The sequence below is a fragment of the Cryobacterium sp. TMT1-2-2 genome, from assembly GCF_004403505.1.
Lineage (GTDB): Bacteria > Actinomycetota > Actinomycetes > Actinomycetales > Microbacteriaceae > Cryobacterium > Cryobacterium flavum.
The window spans coordinates 110248-125156 of sequence record NZ_SOGS01000013.1 but is presented as its reverse complement, the minus strand read 5'-3'; the positions used below and the strand labels follow the sequence as shown (position 1 = coordinate 125156).

Below are 14909 nucleotides of genomic sequence, written 5' to 3'. Positions count from 1 at the left end.
GGCTTCAGGGGGCGACGCGGCGGGCCAGCTCGTCCATGGACGGCGTAGCGCTGACCAGTTGGCGCGTGTACGGGTGCAGCGGAACGTCGTAGACATCGGCGGTGGGCCCGCATTCGACGATGCGTCCGTCGGAGATGACAGCTACGGTGTCGCAGAGGTGGCGGATGACGCCGAGGTCGTGCGAGACGAACACGAGAGTGAGCTGATATTCGTCGACCAGGTCGGCGAGCAGGTTCAGTACCTGGGCGCGCACCGACACGTCGAGGGCGCTGACCGCCTCGTCGGCCACCAAAACCCGGGGCCTGGTGATGAGGGCCCGTGCAATGGAGATGCGTTGCCGCTGGCCGCCGGAGAACTGGTGCGGATGCCGGTGCATCACGTCGGCGTCGAGCCCGACCGCATTGAGCTGGGCTTCGACCCGGGCGAGGGCCTCGGCCCGATTGACATTGCGCAGGGGTTCGGCGACGATGTCACGCACCTTCATGCGCGGATCGAGGGACCCCATCGGGTCCTGGAACACGATCTGCACCTGGCTGCGAAAGTCGCGCAGGTGCCGTTCGGAGGCGCCCGCGATGGGTTGCCCGAGCACGTCGACCGTGCCGGTCGTCGGTTGGTCGAGGGCGCAGAGGATGCGCATGAGGGTGGATTTGCCGGAGCCGGACTCCCCCACGATGCCGAACCGCTGACCCTCGACCACGTCGAAGGACACGTCGCGCAGACCATGCACGATGGGTGCCGGTGCGAACAGTCCGCCGCCGCGTCGTCGGTACTGCCGGCTGAGGTCGCGCACCGAGATGGCGGACGCACCGGTCACCTCGTTGAAGATCACCGGCGGGCCGCCCGGCTCGAGGCGCTGGTGGGCGGCGCGGTGCGGCGGCCGGATTACCGCGGCGGCGGCATCCGTGTGAATCTGGCGGGGCGCGGATACTGCCGCGGGTGGCCTGCCGACGACCGGCATCGACATGGTGTGCAGGCGGCCGCGATCGTCGACCGAGGAGAGGTCGGAGGCCGCGATCAGTTTCTGTGTGTACGGATGCTGCGGCGCGGTCAACACACGCCCCACCGGCCCGTCTTCGACGATCTCGCCCCGGTACATCACGAGCACCCGCTGGCAGACTTCGGCGACCACGGCGATGTCGTGGGTGATCAGCAGCAGCGCGGTGCCGCGCTCGGTGACGAGGTTGCCGATGAGCTTCAGAACCTCGGCCTGCACCGTGACGTCGAGGGCCGTGGTCGGTTCGTCGCAGAGCAACAAAAGCGGGTCGTTGGCCATGGCCATCGCCAGCATCACCCGTTGGCGTTGCCCGCCGGAGAGCTGGTGCGGAAAGGCGAGTGCCGCCTCGGCAGGGTTGGGTAGTTTGACCAGGGCCAGAAGCTCAACGGCCCGCTGCCGAGCCTGGCGCCGCCCGGTTTCGGTATGGTGCACCGTCATAATCTCGGCAACCTGGGCGCCAACCCGCATGAGCGGGTTCAGGGCGGTCATCGGTTCCTGAAAAACCATGGCCATGGTGGTGCCGCGCAATTGGTTCAGGCGGCGTTCGGGCGCGGTGAGCAGGTCGGCGTCGACCCCGTTCAGCCGGATCGTGCCGGTGGCCGTGAGGGTTTCCGGCAGCAGCCCCATAACGGAGGTCGCGGTGAGCGACTTTCCCGACCCAGATTCCCCGATCAGGCCGACCCGTTCGCCGGCGGAGATATCGAAGCTGACGCCGTGCAGCAGCTCGGCGAATGGCGAAGCAACCTTCAGGCCGCTCACGCTGAGGGTAGGCACGGTCATCGATTCACCTGCATTCTGGGGTCGAAGCGATCGCGGAGGCCATCCCCGAGCAGGTTGAAGCCGAGCACCGCGATGGCGATGGCGATTCCCGGCCAGACGATGAGCAGCGGTTCAATGAACAGATAACCCTGGGCATCCTGCAGCATGCGGCCCCACGACGGGGTCGGCGGCGGCGTGCCGAGCCCCAAATAGGAGAGGGCGGCTTCGGCGAGAACGGCGATGCCGAAGGAGACCGACGCCTGCACGATGAGCATGCCGCTGATATTGGGCAGAATGTGCCGCATGCCGATGAAAAGGCCGCTCTTGCCCGAGGCGCGGGCGGCCTGCACGTATTCGCGGCTCATGATCTGCATGGTGCCGCTGCGGGCGATCAGGGCGAACGCCGGTGCCGTGCCGATGCCGAGGGCCACCATGGCCGTGACGGTGCCGGCGCCGAAGATGGCACCGAAGATGATTGCGAGCAGCAGGGCCGGGAAGGCGAGCGAGATGTCGTTGCCGCGCATCATGAACTGGTCGAGTCGGCCGGGATTCATGCCGGCCACGATGCCGAACGGCACGCCGAGCACGGCCGCGATCCCGACCGCCACGGTGCCCACGAGCAGTGAGATCTGTGCGCCGCGCAGAATGGAGCTGAAGACGTCTCGCCCGAAACTGTCGGTGCCCAGCAGATGTTCGGCGCCGGGCGGGCGCAGGATGGAATCGGAGAAGACGCCTTCCGGGTCGAACGGGGTCCAGAAAGCCGAGACGACGGCGGCCAGCACGACGAGGCCGATGAGCACGAGTCCGGCCCAGAGCGTGGCTCGGCCGCTGTGACCGGCAGCACGTCGCGTCGGCGTCCCTGGCTTGATGGCGGTCATGTGGCGCTCCGGAGTCGGGGATCGATCACCGTGAAGGCGAGGTCGACCAGAAAGTTCAGCGCCAGCACGAACACGACCAGTACGAGCACGATGCCCTGCACGGCGGGTAGGTCGCGCAGGGCGACCTTGTCGAGCAGCAGGCTGCCGAGGCCGGGAATGCTGAACACCCGCTCGATCACGACGGCGCCGACCAAAAGGGTGGCGATCTGCAGGCCGAGCACGGTCATCACCGGAACGGCGGCGTTCCGCAGCCCGTGCCGAAACAGTGCCCGCCCCGCGCCGAGGCCTTTGGCCCTGGCGGTGCGGATGAAGTCTTCCCGCATGACCTCCAAAACGGATGAGCGCACGTAGCGGCTGAGCACGGCGCCCTGCACGCTGCCGAGGGCGATCGCGGGGAGGATCAGGTGCTCGAGAAATCCGCCGACGTCCTCGCCGGGGTCGACCCAGCCGCCCGCCGGTAACCAGCGGAGCGTCACGGCGAAGACGGTGACGAGCAGCATCCCGGCCAGAAAACCGGGCACGGCAACGCCGATCTGGCTGATGCCGGAGAGGATCGCTCCGTCGGGCTTTCGCTGCCTGACTGCGGTCAGGATTCCGAACGGAATAGCAAACAGCAGGGCGAGCACGACGCTGGTCAGCACCAGGATCACGGTGATGCCGAGGGCATCCGTTATTTCGGGCCCGATCGGCTGACGCGACACAGTGGAGGTGCCGAAGTCGCCGATGAGCACGTGCCCGAACCAGTCCAGGTAGCGCACGATCGCGGGGCGGTCGAGACCCATGAGTGTGGCTTGCGCTGCGACATCCGCTTCACTCGCCTGCACGCCCAGGGCGATGCGTGCGGCGTTGCCGGGCAGAATTGACAGCATCAGGAACGTCACGATTGAGGCCACGACGACCGTGGTGGCGAACACGCTGATGCGGCGCAGAACCACAAGAACCATAACTTTCCTCTGACTGTTTCTTGGAACACCAACCGTACGCGTTCCGGCAACCTCGCCCTATCGTGCGATGGTCGACAGGTCCAGCGCGAGGCTCGGCGTGTTCTTGGGCACCCCGAGCAGGTCAGCGTCGGCGAGGGAGATGGCCGGCTGCAGATAGAGCCAATCAGCGGCGGCTTCCTCAGCCATGCTGGTCGTGGCCTCCTTCATCAGTTCGATGTAGGTGGCCGGGTCGGCGGCATCCGCTTCGGCAAATTTGGTCATCACCTCGGGCGAGTTGTACCCCGCGTAGTAAGTGGGGGCGGCGAAGACCGTCACGTCACGCGGTTCACTGTGCATGATGAGCGACATGTCGTAGTCGTGGCCCGAGAAGACGTCATCGAGCCACACGGCGGGAAATTCGAGGGCCGTCACGTTGGCGGTGATGCCCACCTTGGCGAGTTGGTCCTTGACGACCTGCGCCCCGGCCACGGCGTACGGAAGGTTGGGAATCTTGAAGGCCACAGTCAGGTCGCTGACTCCGGCTTCGTCGAGCAGTTCGGTGGCTTTCTCGGGGTCGTAGGGGTACAGATCGGCCAGGCTCTTGTCGTACCAGGGGTCGGTCGGCGGCACCATGGAGCCGATCAGCAGGCCGTAACCGCTGTTCGCCGTGTCCATGACGGCCTGACGGTCGATCGCATACATGACCGCCTGCCGCACCCGAACGTCACTGAATGCGTCGCTCGCGTTGTTCATCGACAGGGTAACCTCGCCCGTGCTGGCGCCCTCGAGCACCTGGAAGTCGGCGTTGGACTTGAACTGGTCGACCAGCTGAAACTGCGAGATGCCCGAGATGAGGTTGATGTCGCCGCTCAGCAGGGCATTGGTCTGCGCTGTTGCGTCGGTGAAGTAACGCAGGGTGACGTCGGTCATATAGGGGGCCTCGCCCCAGTAGTCGGTGTTGGCGGCAAGCACGAGGCTGTCCCCGGTTTTGAACGAGCTGACCGTGTACGGCCCGGTGCCCACCGGGGCCGTGGCCAGGTCAGCGATTCCGGATTCGGTGAACATCGTGCCGACCGGACCACTCATATTGAAGAGCCAGCTGTTGCTCGGCTTTGACAGGGTGATGCGAGCCTCGGTGTCGCTGACGGCCTCGATGCTGGCGATCGGATCAAGGTAGGCCGGCCCGTTGGCGGTCCAGTTGTCCTTGACCCGTTCCAGGCTGAACTTGACGCTCTCGGCCGTGAACGGCGACCCGTCGGAAAAGGTCACGCCCTCGTGCAGCAGAAAGTCATAGACCAAGCCGTCGTCGCTGACGGTCCAGGATGTGGCGAGCAAGGGGATGATGGTGCCGTCGTTGTCGAGTTTCACCAGTCCCTCGTAGACGTTGTAGAGCAGTGCTTGTGGAATGGCGGCACCGGCGGTTGTGGTGTAGTCGAGGTTGCCGGGCGTGGCCAGCAGACCAACGGTCAACGATGTGTCCGGCTCCCCCTCGGCGGTCGTCGAACCGGTGGAACAACCGACCAGGGCCATCGACGCAACCATGACCGTGGCAATGCTGGCGAACAGGCTTCGCCGGGTGTGTGCCCTCATTCGAACGTGCCCCTCTGGTTCGGCTGGCCCGAAAACGAGCGGCCAGAAATACTGTGGAAATGTGCTGTCCATACCGGAGAAATACATGGTCAGACCAGTACACTCTGTACCAAAGTCAGCTTTACATGTAGATCTCAGATCGTCAAGATCGACCCCGATATTGACACCGCTTCAATTGGCGCCAGTTCTATGACACCGGTCGCAACCTCGAGGGAGTGCCAATGACTCACAAAGCCGCATTTACCGCCGTGAAAACTGTCAAAGCCTACGAACGCGTCGTCGAGCAGATCGAGTCAGCCATCAGCACACGCGACCTCCGCCCCGGCGATCGCCTGCCAAGCGAGCGCGAGCTGATGCTCACCTTCGAAGTGAGCCGGTCGACCATCCGGGAGGCGCTGCGCGTACTCGAGAGCACAGGGCTGGTGCGCTCGCGGCCCGGCGACCCGCGCGGACCCGAGGTTCTGCAAGCGTCTCCGGCCATCCTCACCAAGACCGTGAACCGTCTGGTGCGCCTGGAAACCATCGCACTGTCGGAGCTCGTGGAGTTTCGCATCATGCTGGAGGACGCCGCCTGTACCCTGGCCGCGCAGCACCGCACCGAGGAGCAGCTGGAGGCGATGCGCGCCGCCATAGACGCCATGCAGGCAGAGATCGCGCACGGTCCGGTCGCCTTCAGCCGAGCGGATGTCGCGTTCCACGCCAGCGTGTGGGCCGCCAGTGACAACCAGCTCATGCAGATCTGCGGGGAGGCAACCCGCGGAGCGCTCATCGACATGGTCACCGGCGGACTCGATCGTTCACCCGACTCGGCGGCCAAGATGGAATTGTCGCTGGCCCACGACCGGGAAATTCTGGCCGCGATCTCCGCGGGCGACGGGCCCACGGCCGGACGGCTGGCGCGGTCATTCGTGATCGAGTACTACGGCGATGTCATCTCTCCGTTGGGCCGGGCAGTGCAGGGCGGCGTAGCGGGAGCGTGACCCAGAGCCGTAAACGTCAGAGCGCCTTGGCGGCCGCGACGAGCACCTGCGCGAGGGTGGGAACACCCGCCGCACGAAAAACCTCGGCACCGGCACCGTTGGTGATGATGACCGTGGGAGTGTTGCGAATGAGCAGCGCCTCGGCCTGCTCGGGTTCACCGGCCACGTCGATCTCGCGCACCGTCGCGCCGGGAACCAGCCGTTTCGCCTCGGCGAGAACCGCGCGCGTTTGCATGCACGGTTCGCAAAATGACGACGAATACAGTGTGAATTCCATCAGGGCCTCGCAGGTGGTGCGTTGAACATCGGTAGCCCTCAAGTTTACAGGCCCTGTCGCAGGCCACCGGTAGACTCGACGCATGACGAACAGCACGACTGGTACAGCACCGACAACATCCCCCGCGACCTCCCCGACGTCGAAAAGCCCCGACCGACTGGTTTGGATCGATTGCGAGATGACCGGGCTCGACCTGGACCGCGACGAACTCGTCGAGATTGCCGTCGTCATCACCGACTACGACCTCAATGTGCTTGACCCCGGCCTTGACATCATAATCAAGCCCAATGACTCCGCCCTCGAAAACATGGGCGACTTCGTGCGCAATATGCACACCTCCTCTGGTCTGATCACCGAAATTCCGGGCGGCGTCAGCGCCGCCGAGGCCGAGTTCCAGGTTCTCGAATATGTCTTGAAGTTCATCCCGTCCGAGCAAAAGGCCCCGCTGGCCGGCAACTCCATTGGCACCGACCGGGCCTTCCTCACCCGCTACATGCCGCGCCTTGACAACCAGCTGCACTACCGCAACGTCGACGTGTCCTCAATCAAGGAGCTCGCCCGACGCTGGTACCCGCGGGTGTACTTCAACGCCCCGGCGAAAGACGGCGGCCACCGCGCCCTCGCCGACATTCTTGAGTCCATTCGCGAGCTCGCGTACTACCGTCAGACGGTGTTCGTGGCCGACCCGGGCCCGACCAGTGACGAGGCCAAGTCGCACGCGGCCGAAGTTGTGCACTTATTCGCCTCCGAGGTGTAATAGGATTGCTGAGTTGCCCCGCGTGAAAACGTGGGGACGCATGGTGGGTATAGCTCAGTTGGCAGAGCGCCTGGTTGTGGTCCAGGAGGTCGCGGGTTCAATCCCCGTTACTCACCCCAATGAAACACTGGCTTGTCGGGCGTCGAAGGCAGGCCGCGATGTTACAACTTGACGCGTCCGAATTCGAGCGCCTCGTCGTTGACGAACTCGATCTTCTGCCCGACGACATGGTCGACGGGCTCGACAACGTGATCTTCGTGGTCGAAGACCGTCCCGAAGACGGCAGCCTCGACATCCTGGGCCTGTATGACGGGGTCGCCCTCACCGAGCGCGGCCAGTACGGCTTTGGTGAGATGCCCGATCGTATTGTGCTGTATCGTGAGCCGCTGTTGGCGATCTGCGAAACCCTGGACGACCTGCACGATGAAATTCACATCACCCTGGTGCATGAAATCGCCCATTTCTATGGCATTGATGACGACAGGCTGCACGAACTCGGCTGGGGCTGACTCCGAGCGGTCTAGCCTTGAAGAATGAGCTCCTTCCGTCCCGGCCGTCTCGTTGGCATTCTGGTCGGAACCGTGGTGATCCTCGGCATCGGCGTCTACGGCCCCGCGACGCTGCTGGGGCCCCTGCCACCGGTCACCGCCACCATGGTCACGCCCGCCGTCACGGCCACGGCACCCACTCCCCCGGTGCTTCCCGCCAACGGCGCGAGCGCAATCACCGTGCTCGCCGCCACGACCAGCGACGCGTCCGGCACGACGTCAACCAGCGCGGAGGGTTCGCAACCTTCGGCACCGATCGCGGTCGCGGGCACGGCCGAGGCGCTTCCCATGGCCTCCATTGCCAAAGTGGTGACCGCCCTCGTCGTTCTCGACGCGAAACCGATTGTGGCGGGCGAGTCTGGCCCGATCGTGACGCTCACGGCCGCCGATTTTCAGAGCTACCTCGACTACGACAAGGCCGGAGCGCGCTCGGTCGCTGTCTTCGCCGACGAGCAGTGGACCGAACTCGAGCTACTGCAGGCGCTGCTGCTCGGATCGAGCAACAATCACGCCGATACCGTGGCCCGCTGGGCGTTCGGTTCGGTCGACGCCTACGTGGTGGCTGCCAACGCCTGGCTGTCCGACAACGGGCTGACCGGCACCGCCGTCGTCGACGCCACCGGGCTGCACGATGCGAGCGCCGGAACCGCCACTGATCTGGCCCACCTCGCCGGCCTGGCCGCGACCGACCCGATCGTGTCTTCGATGCTGGCCAGTCCTGCAACCGCTTTGGCGAACCGTCGCGGAGTGCAGAATACGACGTCGTACTTGCCCGAGGAGGGCATCACGGGCGTTTCGCGCAGCTATACGGATGCCGCCGGGGTCTGTTTTCTGTTCACCGCCACGGTCAGTGACGGCGCCTCAAGTTTCACGTTCTCCGGTGCGTTTATCGGTGAGCCGACTTATGATGCGCTCACGGCAGACCTGACCGCCCTCATGGCGAGCGCGCGGGCTGGCGTGGGGCCGCTGCCGGTTCTGGCCGCCGGCGATGCCTATGCCACGTTCGAATCGGCGTGGGGCGATGAGGCCTCGGCCGTGGTCGGGGTGTCGCGCACCCGCTACGCCTGGCAGGCCGCGACTCCCGAGGCCGCAACGGTCGAGCTCAAGGACTTCGCCACGGCCCGCACCGGCGCGAACGTGGGCCAGGTGCGGCTCACCGTTGCCGGGGAGAAACTCTCGGCGGCGCTGAAACTGGACCAGGGCATCGCCGACCCGGGGCCGGGCTGGCGGCTGCTGCATCCGATCGTGATGATCACGGCCCTGCTCGACCAGTAGTTCTACAGCGGCTCAACCTCGGTGTCGATGGGGTCGCTGTCGCCCTGGTCGAAGGCGTACCGTACGCGGAGTTGCCCGCTCACGTCACGTTCGTCGACCTCGTCGTACCAGAACACCGACTCGAGGCCGCCGACGGCGGCAACCATGCTGATGCGGGGCGCGTGTTTTCCACGCACGAGCGCGCGGGAATCGATCTGACCCTCAAGCGGCCCGTCGATGAACTCGGCGATGTACAGGGTCGGGGTGTCACTGTCTGGGCTCATGGAACCCAATCTAGTCCCGTGTGGCCTGCAGGCGAACCGTTGCCCGAATCTCGGGCGTTTCCCGCGAGAGGTAGCTGGCCCATTCCTGCTGCCACTGGTCCCAGTGGCTTCGAAAGGCTTCGCCGTCGCGACCCAGCGCGCGCCGTTTGCGCAGCTCGTCGTCCGCCGCAAGCCAGACACGCACGTCGCTGAGCGCTTCGTGCCGGGCGGCGAGGGTTCCGCAGCCCTCCACGATCAGCGGTCGGGCGGCGTGAAGCGGATGCCACTCCGCCGGCTCGTTCACGGCCCAGTCGTAACGCTGCCAGGCCGCGGGGCTACCACTGTATCGGGGATGGAGAATGCACCGGTGCAGGTGCTCGACCGCCGCGTCGAGGCCGTCCCAGCCTGGGTAGATGTCGTCCATCCGCACCAGCTGCGGCGTGTTCGCGCCCGGCCAGTGGGCCACGAGAGCGTCAGCGAGGGTACTCTTGCCGGCGCCGCTCGGTCCGTCGATGAGCACGACCGGATTCGGTCCGGCCGCGGCCAGGGCTCGCAGCAGCGGTGCCAACAACGAGTTGATATTGGGGCTGGCTTCAGGCAAGAATAAAGCTCCAGGTCTCTGCCCACACCGCGACGCCGATGGCGATGCCGGCGATGGCGAATCCAATGGCGACGAGAGCGGCATCCGCTGCCCGAACGCGCGATGGCCTGGCCCAGGTACGGGGCTCGTCGCTGCCGAACCCGCGGGCTTCCATGGCCGTGGCCAGTTTGCTGCCGCGTCGCACCGAGATGACGAGCAGGGAGAAGGCCGGGCCGAAGAACCGGCGGGCGGCGCCGCGCAGACCGCCGCCATCGCCGACCCCGCGGGCTCGCCGCGCAAGTCCGAGCGAATGCCAGTCGTCGATGAACATGCCCACGAGTCGCAGCCCGGCCAGTCCGCCGAGTACGAACCGAGCTGGCAGGCGCAGTACCTGGGCCAGGCCGTCGGCGAGATCGGTCGGGTCGGTCGTGGCAAGCAGAACGATGCCGGGCAGGCCGATCGCGAGTACTCTCAGCCCGATGGCCAGACCCAGCTGGGCGGAGCCCTCGGTCACCGAGATGAAGCCGAACTGCCAGAGCAGCGCGCCGGAGTCTTCACCGTAAAGAATCGTCGTGATCGATGCCATGGGCGCTGCGATCCAGACCGGCGCCGTGCGCAGCCAGAATTGGCGGGCGCTCAGGCCGCACCAGGCGAGTAGCACGGCCTCGAGCAGCAGGGCCACGCCCGCCGACACCCAGTCGATCGACAGCAGCAGCGCACAGCTCACGATGAGGGCAACGGCGAGCTTGGCCACCGGGTTGAGGCGGGCAACCACGCTGGGGCGGATGCTGGGGGTCATCAGGCTCACGGCTTTGCCACCCCCAGAGTGATCGGCGTGCCGAGTCGATACTCCTCATCTGCGAGAGCGCTGACGAACTGGGCGTCGTGGGTGACCGCAACGATTGCGGTGCCTTCGTCGAGCAGCTCGGCGAGCAGGCCCACAAGTTCCTGCCAGGTACGGGAATCCTGCCCGAACGTCGGCTCATCGAGCACGAGCAGGCGAGGGCGGGTGGCGAGAACGGTGGCGACGGACATCCGTCTCTTTTCGCCGCCGGACAGGGTGAACGGGTTGGCGTCGGCGAGGTGGTCGAGCCGCAGCCGGTGCATGAGCTCGTCGACGCGGCTGGTCTGCTCAGCCGGGCTCAGTCCGAGGGCGTGCGGGCCGATAGTCAGGTCGCCGCGCACCGTGGCGGCCAGAAACTGGTGCTCGGGGTCTTGGAAGACGGCACCGATGCGGGTGAGCAGCTGCCGGGAGCGCCACCGGTGCGGCTCAGCCGGGATGCCAGCCGCCAGGCTGTCGCTCGCGCGCACCGTTCCGCCGGCCGGTTTCAACAGACCGGCCAGGGTCAGGGCGAGGGTGGACTTGCCGGCGCCGTTCGGCCCGGTCACGACGGTGGCCGTGCCGGCGTCGACGGAGAGGGTGATTCCGTCAGCGACGACGGATGCCGCGCGTCGGCCAAACGGAACACGCCCGACCGCGAGTCCCTCGGCCCGCAACAGGCTCTGAGGATTGCTGATCGGGTGCCGCACCGGAAACCGGGGTGGCAGGGCTGGCACCCAGACGCCGGCTTGAGCCAGTCGCTCGCCCTGGATGGCGAGAATCTCGCGCGTCGGCCCGTCGGCCAGCGCACCGCCGGTCGGGTCGAGCACGATGACGCGGTCGACGACGTCCTGCCAGACCTCAACGCGGTGTTCGATGACGACGAAGGTGGCCCCGGAATGGTCGAGGGAGCGCACGACGGCGTCACGCACCTCGATGACCCCGACCGGGTCGAGGTTCGCGGTCGGTTCGTCAAGCAGCAGCAGTCCGGGCTGCATGGCGAGCACACCGGCCAGGGCCAGGCGCTGTTTCTGGCCGCCACTCAGGCTCGACGTGGGATGGTCGAGCGGCAGGTTCAGACCGACCTCGGCAAGGGCACGCCGCACGCGCGGCCAGATCTCTGCCCGCGGAACAGCCAGGTTCTCGCAGCCGAACGCCACGTCGTCGCCGACCCGGGCGAGTACCACCTGGGAGTCCGGGTCCTGCAGCACGAGTCCGACCCGACCCCGGGCCGCGGCCGCGCGCCTGCCGTCAATGAGCAGGCTGCCCGTCTCGTCGCCGTCCTCGGCGTCGCCGAGCACTCCGGCCAACGCGTGCACCAGGGTGCTCTTGCCAGCGCCGCTGGCCCCGAGCAGCAAGACCCGTTCGCCGGGCTCGATCCGCAGGTCGAGCCTCGACACCGCTTGGTTGTGACGTCCGGCATGGCGCCAGCCCCAGCCTCGGGCTTCGATCTGCACGGGCCGAATCTGCGGGCCGGGAGCGGACGCGTGCGACCGAGGGGCTGGCATCCGCTTAACTGATCGCGGCGGGTGCGCGCGAACCTTCCCGGCCGGCGGCGAATCGGCTGAGCGCGCCGGTGCGGGCCAGGCCGCGCACGGCAAGCCAGGACAACAGCCCGGCGAGCACAGTGCCCGATACGACAGCGGATACGAAGTAGACGGCCTTGAAACCGATATCCAGTGCCGCATAGCTGACGGTCGTGTCGAGCAGCCCAACGGCCACGCCGGCGCCGGCGCCGGCGAGGAGGGCGACGCCGAGACGCCAGTTGGCGTACAAGAACAGGGCCAGCACGATCTCCGCGCCGAGGCCCTCGACGATGCCCCAGATGAGCGTGGAGAAGCCCCACTGGGTGCCGATCAGCATCGATACGACGGCCGCGATGACCTCGGTGTAGAGGGCCGCACCGGGCTTGCGAATGATGAGGCCGCCGAGCACTCCGGCAAACAACCAGCCGCCGGCCAACAGGCCTTCGAGGCCGGGCGTGAACGTGAGGATCGCGCTGAGCGGCGACCAGGCGAGGCCCCAGGCCCAGAAGATGACGCCGCTCGCCACGCCAATGACGCTCGCAACGACGATGTCGACGACGCGCCAGCGAAAGTTGCGCGGCTTTTTCGCCGTCGATGCGTCGCGGCTGGACTGATTGAATGATGTCGTTGTAGCGTGCACTGTTCGTGCCCTTTCCGTAGGTGAATACAGGGCACGGGATCGAGAAGCCTCCCTGCGCTGGCATGATCCAGATCAGGTTCGACGGTCGAAGCTTGGTCAGCTTCCTCTCAGCCCGGTGTACCGGACTCCCGTGATCGTGTTCAATTCTAGTGCCCCGCTTAGACTTGCGGCATGGGGACCACGAGATGAGCATCGGCATTCTGCTCGTGCTGGCAGCGCTATACCTCGTATTGATGCGCCGCTTCATTCTGCGCCGCCGTCGTATCGCTGCGGGCCTGCCGGTGAGCGGCCCGTGGCACTTTCCGGCTTGGCTGCGGCGTCGGCTGCCACGCTGGCTGCGCCGTCGGTTCACGGAGGGCGGGTTCGCGGGTCGGTTCGCGCGTCGGCCGCGCTGGCCGCGCCGCTCCCGCTCTGCGCGCAAGCCGCGCGGCACTCGCCCGGGCCCACCTTAGGGCCACGGGCCCAGTCTACAAACTGGGCCCGTGGACGGGGCCTGGGCCCCGTCCACGGGCAGCATCAGCCGGGGGCGGCTACTTCTTCAGGGCCCGGATCACCCGGGCCAGGGCGCGGCCGGCCACGAGCAGGAACGGCACGCCGACGGCGAGCAGCGCGATGACATTCGGCTCGAATCGGGCGGTACCGCCCGACTTCACGTAGGCGCCGATCGGCAGCGACACTCCGCCCCCGCCTCCGCCGGATCCGGCACCGCCCTCACCGGCGTCGCCGCCGCCGAAGCCGTAATAGGTGAGCGCAACGGGTACGAGGGTGACGCCGTCGATCTGCACGGGGTCACCGTAGGCCGATTTCACACCGGCGGAACGGAACGTTTCTGCGAGTTTTTCCGGAAGGCTGGTCATTCCAACAGGGTAGCCGACTCGTGCCTTATGGGCGAGGCTTGAAGAACGAAGCCGGACGCACGATTCCCGCCCCGAATCGCTCGGTCACGGAGTCGACCGCCAGCTCGGCGCCCCGCCAATCCTCGTCGGGATCCCACAGCCCCACCGATCCCGACGCCGTACCCAGCTGCTCGGCCCGCACCCCGATCAGGCGCACGCGGATGCCCGACGCGGCCAGTAGGTCGAACGCGGCCACGGCCTCCTCGTAGATGCGCCGCCCGACATTGCTGGGCTCGGCGAGGGTGCGCGAACGGGTGACCGTGCTGAAATCGGTGTAGCGCAGCTTGAGTGACACGCGCCTGGCCACCAGATCGCCCCTCCGCAGCCGTGCCGCAACGAGGTCACACTGCCGCAGCAACTCGCTGCGCAGTCGGTCAATGTCGGTCACGTCGTGCTCAAACGTGACCTCGTGGCCGACGCTCTTCTCCTCCCGCTCGAGCGTCACCGAGCGCGGGTCACGCCCCCAGGACAGCTCGAACAACTTGTGACCGGATGCCTCCCCCAGCGTCCTTTTCAGCACGTCCAGCGGCGCGTGCGCGATGTCGCCGATGAGTTTCAGGCCGAGGCGGGTCAGGGTCTGCTCGGTGGCCGCCCCCACGCCCCACAGGGCCGTCACGGGCAGCGGGTGCAGGAACTCGATCGTTTCGTCGGCCGGAACGACGAGCAGCCCGTTGGGTTTGGACAGGCCGGAGGCAAGCTTGGCGACGAACTTGGTGGATGCCGCGCCGACGGAGCAGACCAGCCCGGTCTCGGCGAGCACCCGCGCGCGGATGAGTTCGCCGATCACGGCCGGGGAGCCGAACAGATTGGTTGCGCCGGCCACGTCGAGGAAGGCTTCGTCGATGCCGAGCCGTTCCACGAGCGGGGTGACGTCGTCGAAAATGCTCATCACCCGGGTGGAATAGTCCCGGTAGAGGCCCATGTGCGGCTCGAGCACGATCGCGTTCGGGCACTGCCGCAGGGCGAGTGCCATCGGCATCGCTGAGTTCACGCCGTAGCGCCGCGCAATATAGTTGGCCGCCGTGACGACCGACCGACCCCCGCGGTGGCCCACGATCACCGGCAGGCGTACGTATTCGGGGTGCGACAGCAGCTCGACCGACACGAAGAACGCATCGAGGTCAACGTGCAGCACCGTCGCTGAACGGTCATCGACGTCGTCCGCCGAAATCTGCCGCCCACTGCCGTCCTGTCTGCCCACCGAAAAACCCTAACCCGTTCCGG

17 protein-coding genes, 1 tRNA gene and 1 riboswitch are annotated in these 14909 nt (G+C 66.7%); of the genes, 6 read left to right on the top strand and 12 right to left on the bottom strand.

What is annotated here, in order from left to right:
* Positions 1–4: 4 nt before the first annotated feature.
* From E3T35_RS08755 to E3T35_RS08740, 4 genes are read right to left on the bottom strand one after another with little or no spacing between them, the layout of a single operon-like run.
* Positions 5–1774, bottom strand: coding sequence for an ABC transporter ATP-binding protein (locus tag E3T35_RS08755; protein WP_134378539.1), 1770 nt, complete (start codon positions 1772–1774; stop codon positions 5–7).
* Positions 1771–2631: an ABC transporter permease gene (locus E3T35_RS08750; protein WP_134378537.1), complete on the bottom strand. Its 861-nt coding sequence runs from the start codon at positions 2629–2631 to the stop codon at positions 1771–1773. Before E3T35_RS08750 ends, E3T35_RS08755 begins: the two co-directional genes overlap by 4 nt.
* Positions 2628–3575 carry an ABC transporter permease gene (locus tag E3T35_RS08745; RefSeq protein WP_134378535.1) on the bottom strand — a complete coding sequence of 316 codons (948 nt, stop codon included), beginning with the start codon at positions 3573–3575 and terminating at the stop codon, positions 2628–2630. Before E3T35_RS08745 ends, E3T35_RS08750 begins: the two co-directional genes overlap by 4 nt.
* Positions 3576–3632: 57 nt before the next feature.
* Positions 3633–5144 (bottom strand): ABC transporter substrate-binding protein, encoded by a 1512-nt coding sequence (locus E3T35_RS08740; protein WP_134378533.1) that lies wholly within the window; start codon positions 5142–5144, stop codon positions 3633–3635.
* 221 nt (positions 5145–5365) lie between these two features.
* Between E3T35_RS08740 and E3T35_RS08735 the strand changes: the two genes are divergently transcribed.
* On the top strand, positions 5366–6124 hold the full coding sequence (locus E3T35_RS08735) for a FadR/GntR family transcriptional regulator (RefSeq protein WP_134378531.1): 759 nt from the start codon (positions 5366–5368) through the stop codon (positions 6122–6124).
* 16 nt (positions 6125–6140) lie between these two features.
* Here E3T35_RS08735 and E3T35_RS08730 read toward each other — a convergent pair whose 3' ends face one another.
* Positions 6141–6359, bottom strand: coding sequence for a thioredoxin (locus E3T35_RS08730; RefSeq protein ID WP_240607393.1), 219 nt, complete (start codon positions 6357–6359; stop codon positions 6141–6143).
* A gap of 124 nt (positions 6360–6483) precedes the next feature.
* On the opposite strand from E3T35_RS08730, the gene orn reads away from it, so the two are divergent.
* From orn to E3T35_RS08710, 4 genes are all read left to right on the top strand, one after another.
* Complete coding sequence (gene orn, locus E3T35_RS08725) at positions 6484–7158, top strand: oligoribonuclease (protein WP_092341137.1); 675 nt, start codon at positions 6484–6486, stop codon at positions 7156–7158.
* A 43-nt stretch (positions 7159–7201) separates the two neighbouring features.
* Positions 7202–7277, top strand: a tRNA-His gene (locus tag E3T35_RS08720).
* A 39-nt stretch (positions 7278–7316) separates the two neighbouring features.
* The gene (locus tag E3T35_RS08715) at positions 7317–7667 is read left to right on the top strand and encodes a metallopeptidase family protein (RefSeq protein WP_134344258.1); all 351 of its coding nucleotides are present in this window, start codon (positions 7317–7319) and stop codon (positions 7665–7667) included.
* Between the two features lie 24 nt (positions 7668–7691).
* Positions 7692–8981, top strand: a complete 1290-nt coding sequence (locus E3T35_RS08710; RefSeq protein WP_134344259.1) for a hypothetical protein — start codon at positions 7692–7694, stop codon at positions 8979–8981.
* 2 nt (positions 8982–8983) lie between these two features.
* Here E3T35_RS08710 and E3T35_RS08705 read toward each other — a convergent pair whose 3' ends face one another.
* From E3T35_RS08705 to E3T35_RS08685, 5 genes are read right to left on the bottom strand one after another with little or no spacing between them, the layout of a single operon-like run.
* Positions 8984–9244 carry a hypothetical protein gene (locus E3T35_RS08705; protein ID WP_092341140.1) on the bottom strand — a complete coding sequence of 87 codons (261 nt, stop codon included), beginning with the start codon at positions 9242–9244 and terminating at the stop codon, positions 8984–8986.
* A gap of 10 nt (positions 9245–9254) precedes the next feature.
* Positions 9255–9824, bottom strand: a complete 570-nt coding sequence (locus E3T35_RS08700) for an AAA family ATPase (protein ID WP_241988780.1) — start codon at positions 9822–9824, stop codon at positions 9255–9257.
* Positions 9817–10602: an energy-coupling factor transporter transmembrane component T gene (locus E3T35_RS08695; RefSeq protein WP_174777090.1), complete on the bottom strand. Its 786-nt coding sequence runs from the start codon at positions 10600–10602 to the stop codon at positions 9817–9819. Before E3T35_RS08695 ends, E3T35_RS08700 begins: the two co-directional genes overlap by 8 nt.
* A gap of 5 nt (positions 10603–10607) precedes the next feature.
* A complete protein-coding gene (locus E3T35_RS08690; RefSeq protein WP_134378525.1) occupies positions 10608–12131 on the bottom strand; it encodes an ABC transporter ATP-binding protein in 1524 nt (507 codons plus the stop codon).
* Positions 12132–12135: 4 nt separating this feature from the next.
* Positions 12136–12789, bottom strand: a complete 654-nt coding sequence (locus E3T35_RS08685) for an ECF transporter S component (RefSeq protein ID WP_134344266.1) — start codon at positions 12787–12789, stop codon at positions 12136–12138.
* Positions 12790–12821: 32 nt separating this feature from the next.
* Positions 12822–12931: riboswitch (TPP riboswitch) on the bottom strand.
* Positions 12932–12974: 43 nt separating this feature from the next.
* Between E3T35_RS08685 and E3T35_RS08680 the strand changes: the two genes are divergently transcribed.
* The gene (locus E3T35_RS08680) at positions 12975–13241 is read left to right on the top strand and encodes a hypothetical protein (RefSeq protein WP_134378523.1); all 267 of its coding nucleotides are present in this window, start codon (positions 12975–12977) and stop codon (positions 13239–13241) included.
* Positions 13242–13319: 78 nt separating this feature from the next.
* On the opposite strand, the gene E3T35_RS08675 is transcribed toward E3T35_RS08680, so the two are convergent.
* Both E3T35_RS08675 and dinB read right to left on the bottom strand, forming a co-directional pair.
* Positions 13320–13646: a hypothetical protein gene (locus tag E3T35_RS08675; protein ID WP_105036459.1), complete on the bottom strand. Its 327-nt coding sequence runs from the start codon at positions 13644–13646 to the stop codon at positions 13320–13322.
* Positions 13647–13671: 25 nt separating this feature from the next.
* Positions 13672–14886, bottom strand: a complete 1215-nt coding sequence (gene dinB, locus E3T35_RS08670) for a DNA polymerase IV (RefSeq protein WP_134344270.1) — start codon at positions 14884–14886, stop codon at positions 13672–13674.
* Positions 14887–14909: the final 23 nt, after the last annotated feature.

Bases quoted from the DNA above. Each gene is read 5' to 3' on its own strand.
- E3T35_RS08680 (WP_134378523.1), top strand. From the start codon at position 12,975: ATGAGCATCGGCATTCTGCTCGTGCTGGCAGCGCTATACCTCGTATTG.
- E3T35_RS08735 (WP_134378531.1), top strand. From the start codon at position 5,366: ATGACTCACAAAGCCGCATTTACCGCCGTGAAAACTGTCAAAGCCTAC.
- E3T35_RS08750 (WP_134378537.1), bottom strand. From the start codon at position 2,631: ATGACCGCCATCAAGCCAGGGACGCCGACGCGACGTGCTGCCGGTCAC.
- E3T35_RS08740 (WP_134378533.1), bottom strand. From the start codon at position 5,144: ATGAGGGCACACACCCGGCGAAGCCTGTTCGCCAGCATTGCCACGGTC.
- E3T35_RS08675 (WP_105036459.1), bottom strand. From the start codon at position 13,646: ATGACCAGCCTTCCGGAAAAACTCGCAGAAACGTTCCGTTCCGCCGGT.
- E3T35_RS08710 (WP_134344259.1), top strand. From the start codon at position 7,692: ATGAGCTCCTTCCGTCCCGGCCGTCTCGTTGGCATTCTGGTCGGAACC.
- E3T35_RS08730 (WP_240607393.1), bottom strand. From the start codon at position 6,359: ATGCAAACGCGCGCGGTTCTCGCCGAGGCGAAACGGCTGGTTCCCGGC.
- orn (WP_092341137.1), top strand. From the start codon at position 6,484: ATGACGAACAGCACGACTGGTACAGCACCGACAACATCCCCCGCGACC.
- E3T35_RS08695 (WP_174777090.1), bottom strand. From the start codon at position 10,602: ATGACCCCCAGCATCCGCCCCAGCGTGGTTGCCCGCCTCAACCCGGTG.
- E3T35_RS08755 (WP_134378539.1), bottom strand. From the start codon at position 1,774: ATGACCGTGCCTACCCTCAGCGTGAGCGGCCTGAAGGTTGCTTCGCCA.
- E3T35_RS08715 (WP_134344258.1), top strand. From the start codon at position 7,317: ATGTTACAACTTGACGCGTCCGAATTCGAGCGCCTCGTCGTTGACGAA.
- E3T35_RS08705 (WP_092341140.1), bottom strand. From the start codon at position 9,244: ATGAGCCCAGACAGTGACACCCCGACCCTGTACATCGCCGAGTTCATC.
- E3T35_RS08690 (WP_134378525.1), bottom strand. From the start codon at position 12,131: ATGCCAGCCCCTCGGTCGCACGCGTCCGCTCCCGGCCCGCAGATTCGG.
- E3T35_RS08745 (WP_134378535.1), bottom strand. From the start codon at position 3,575: ATGGTTCTTGTGGTTCTGCGCCGCATCAGCGTGTTCGCCACCACGGTC.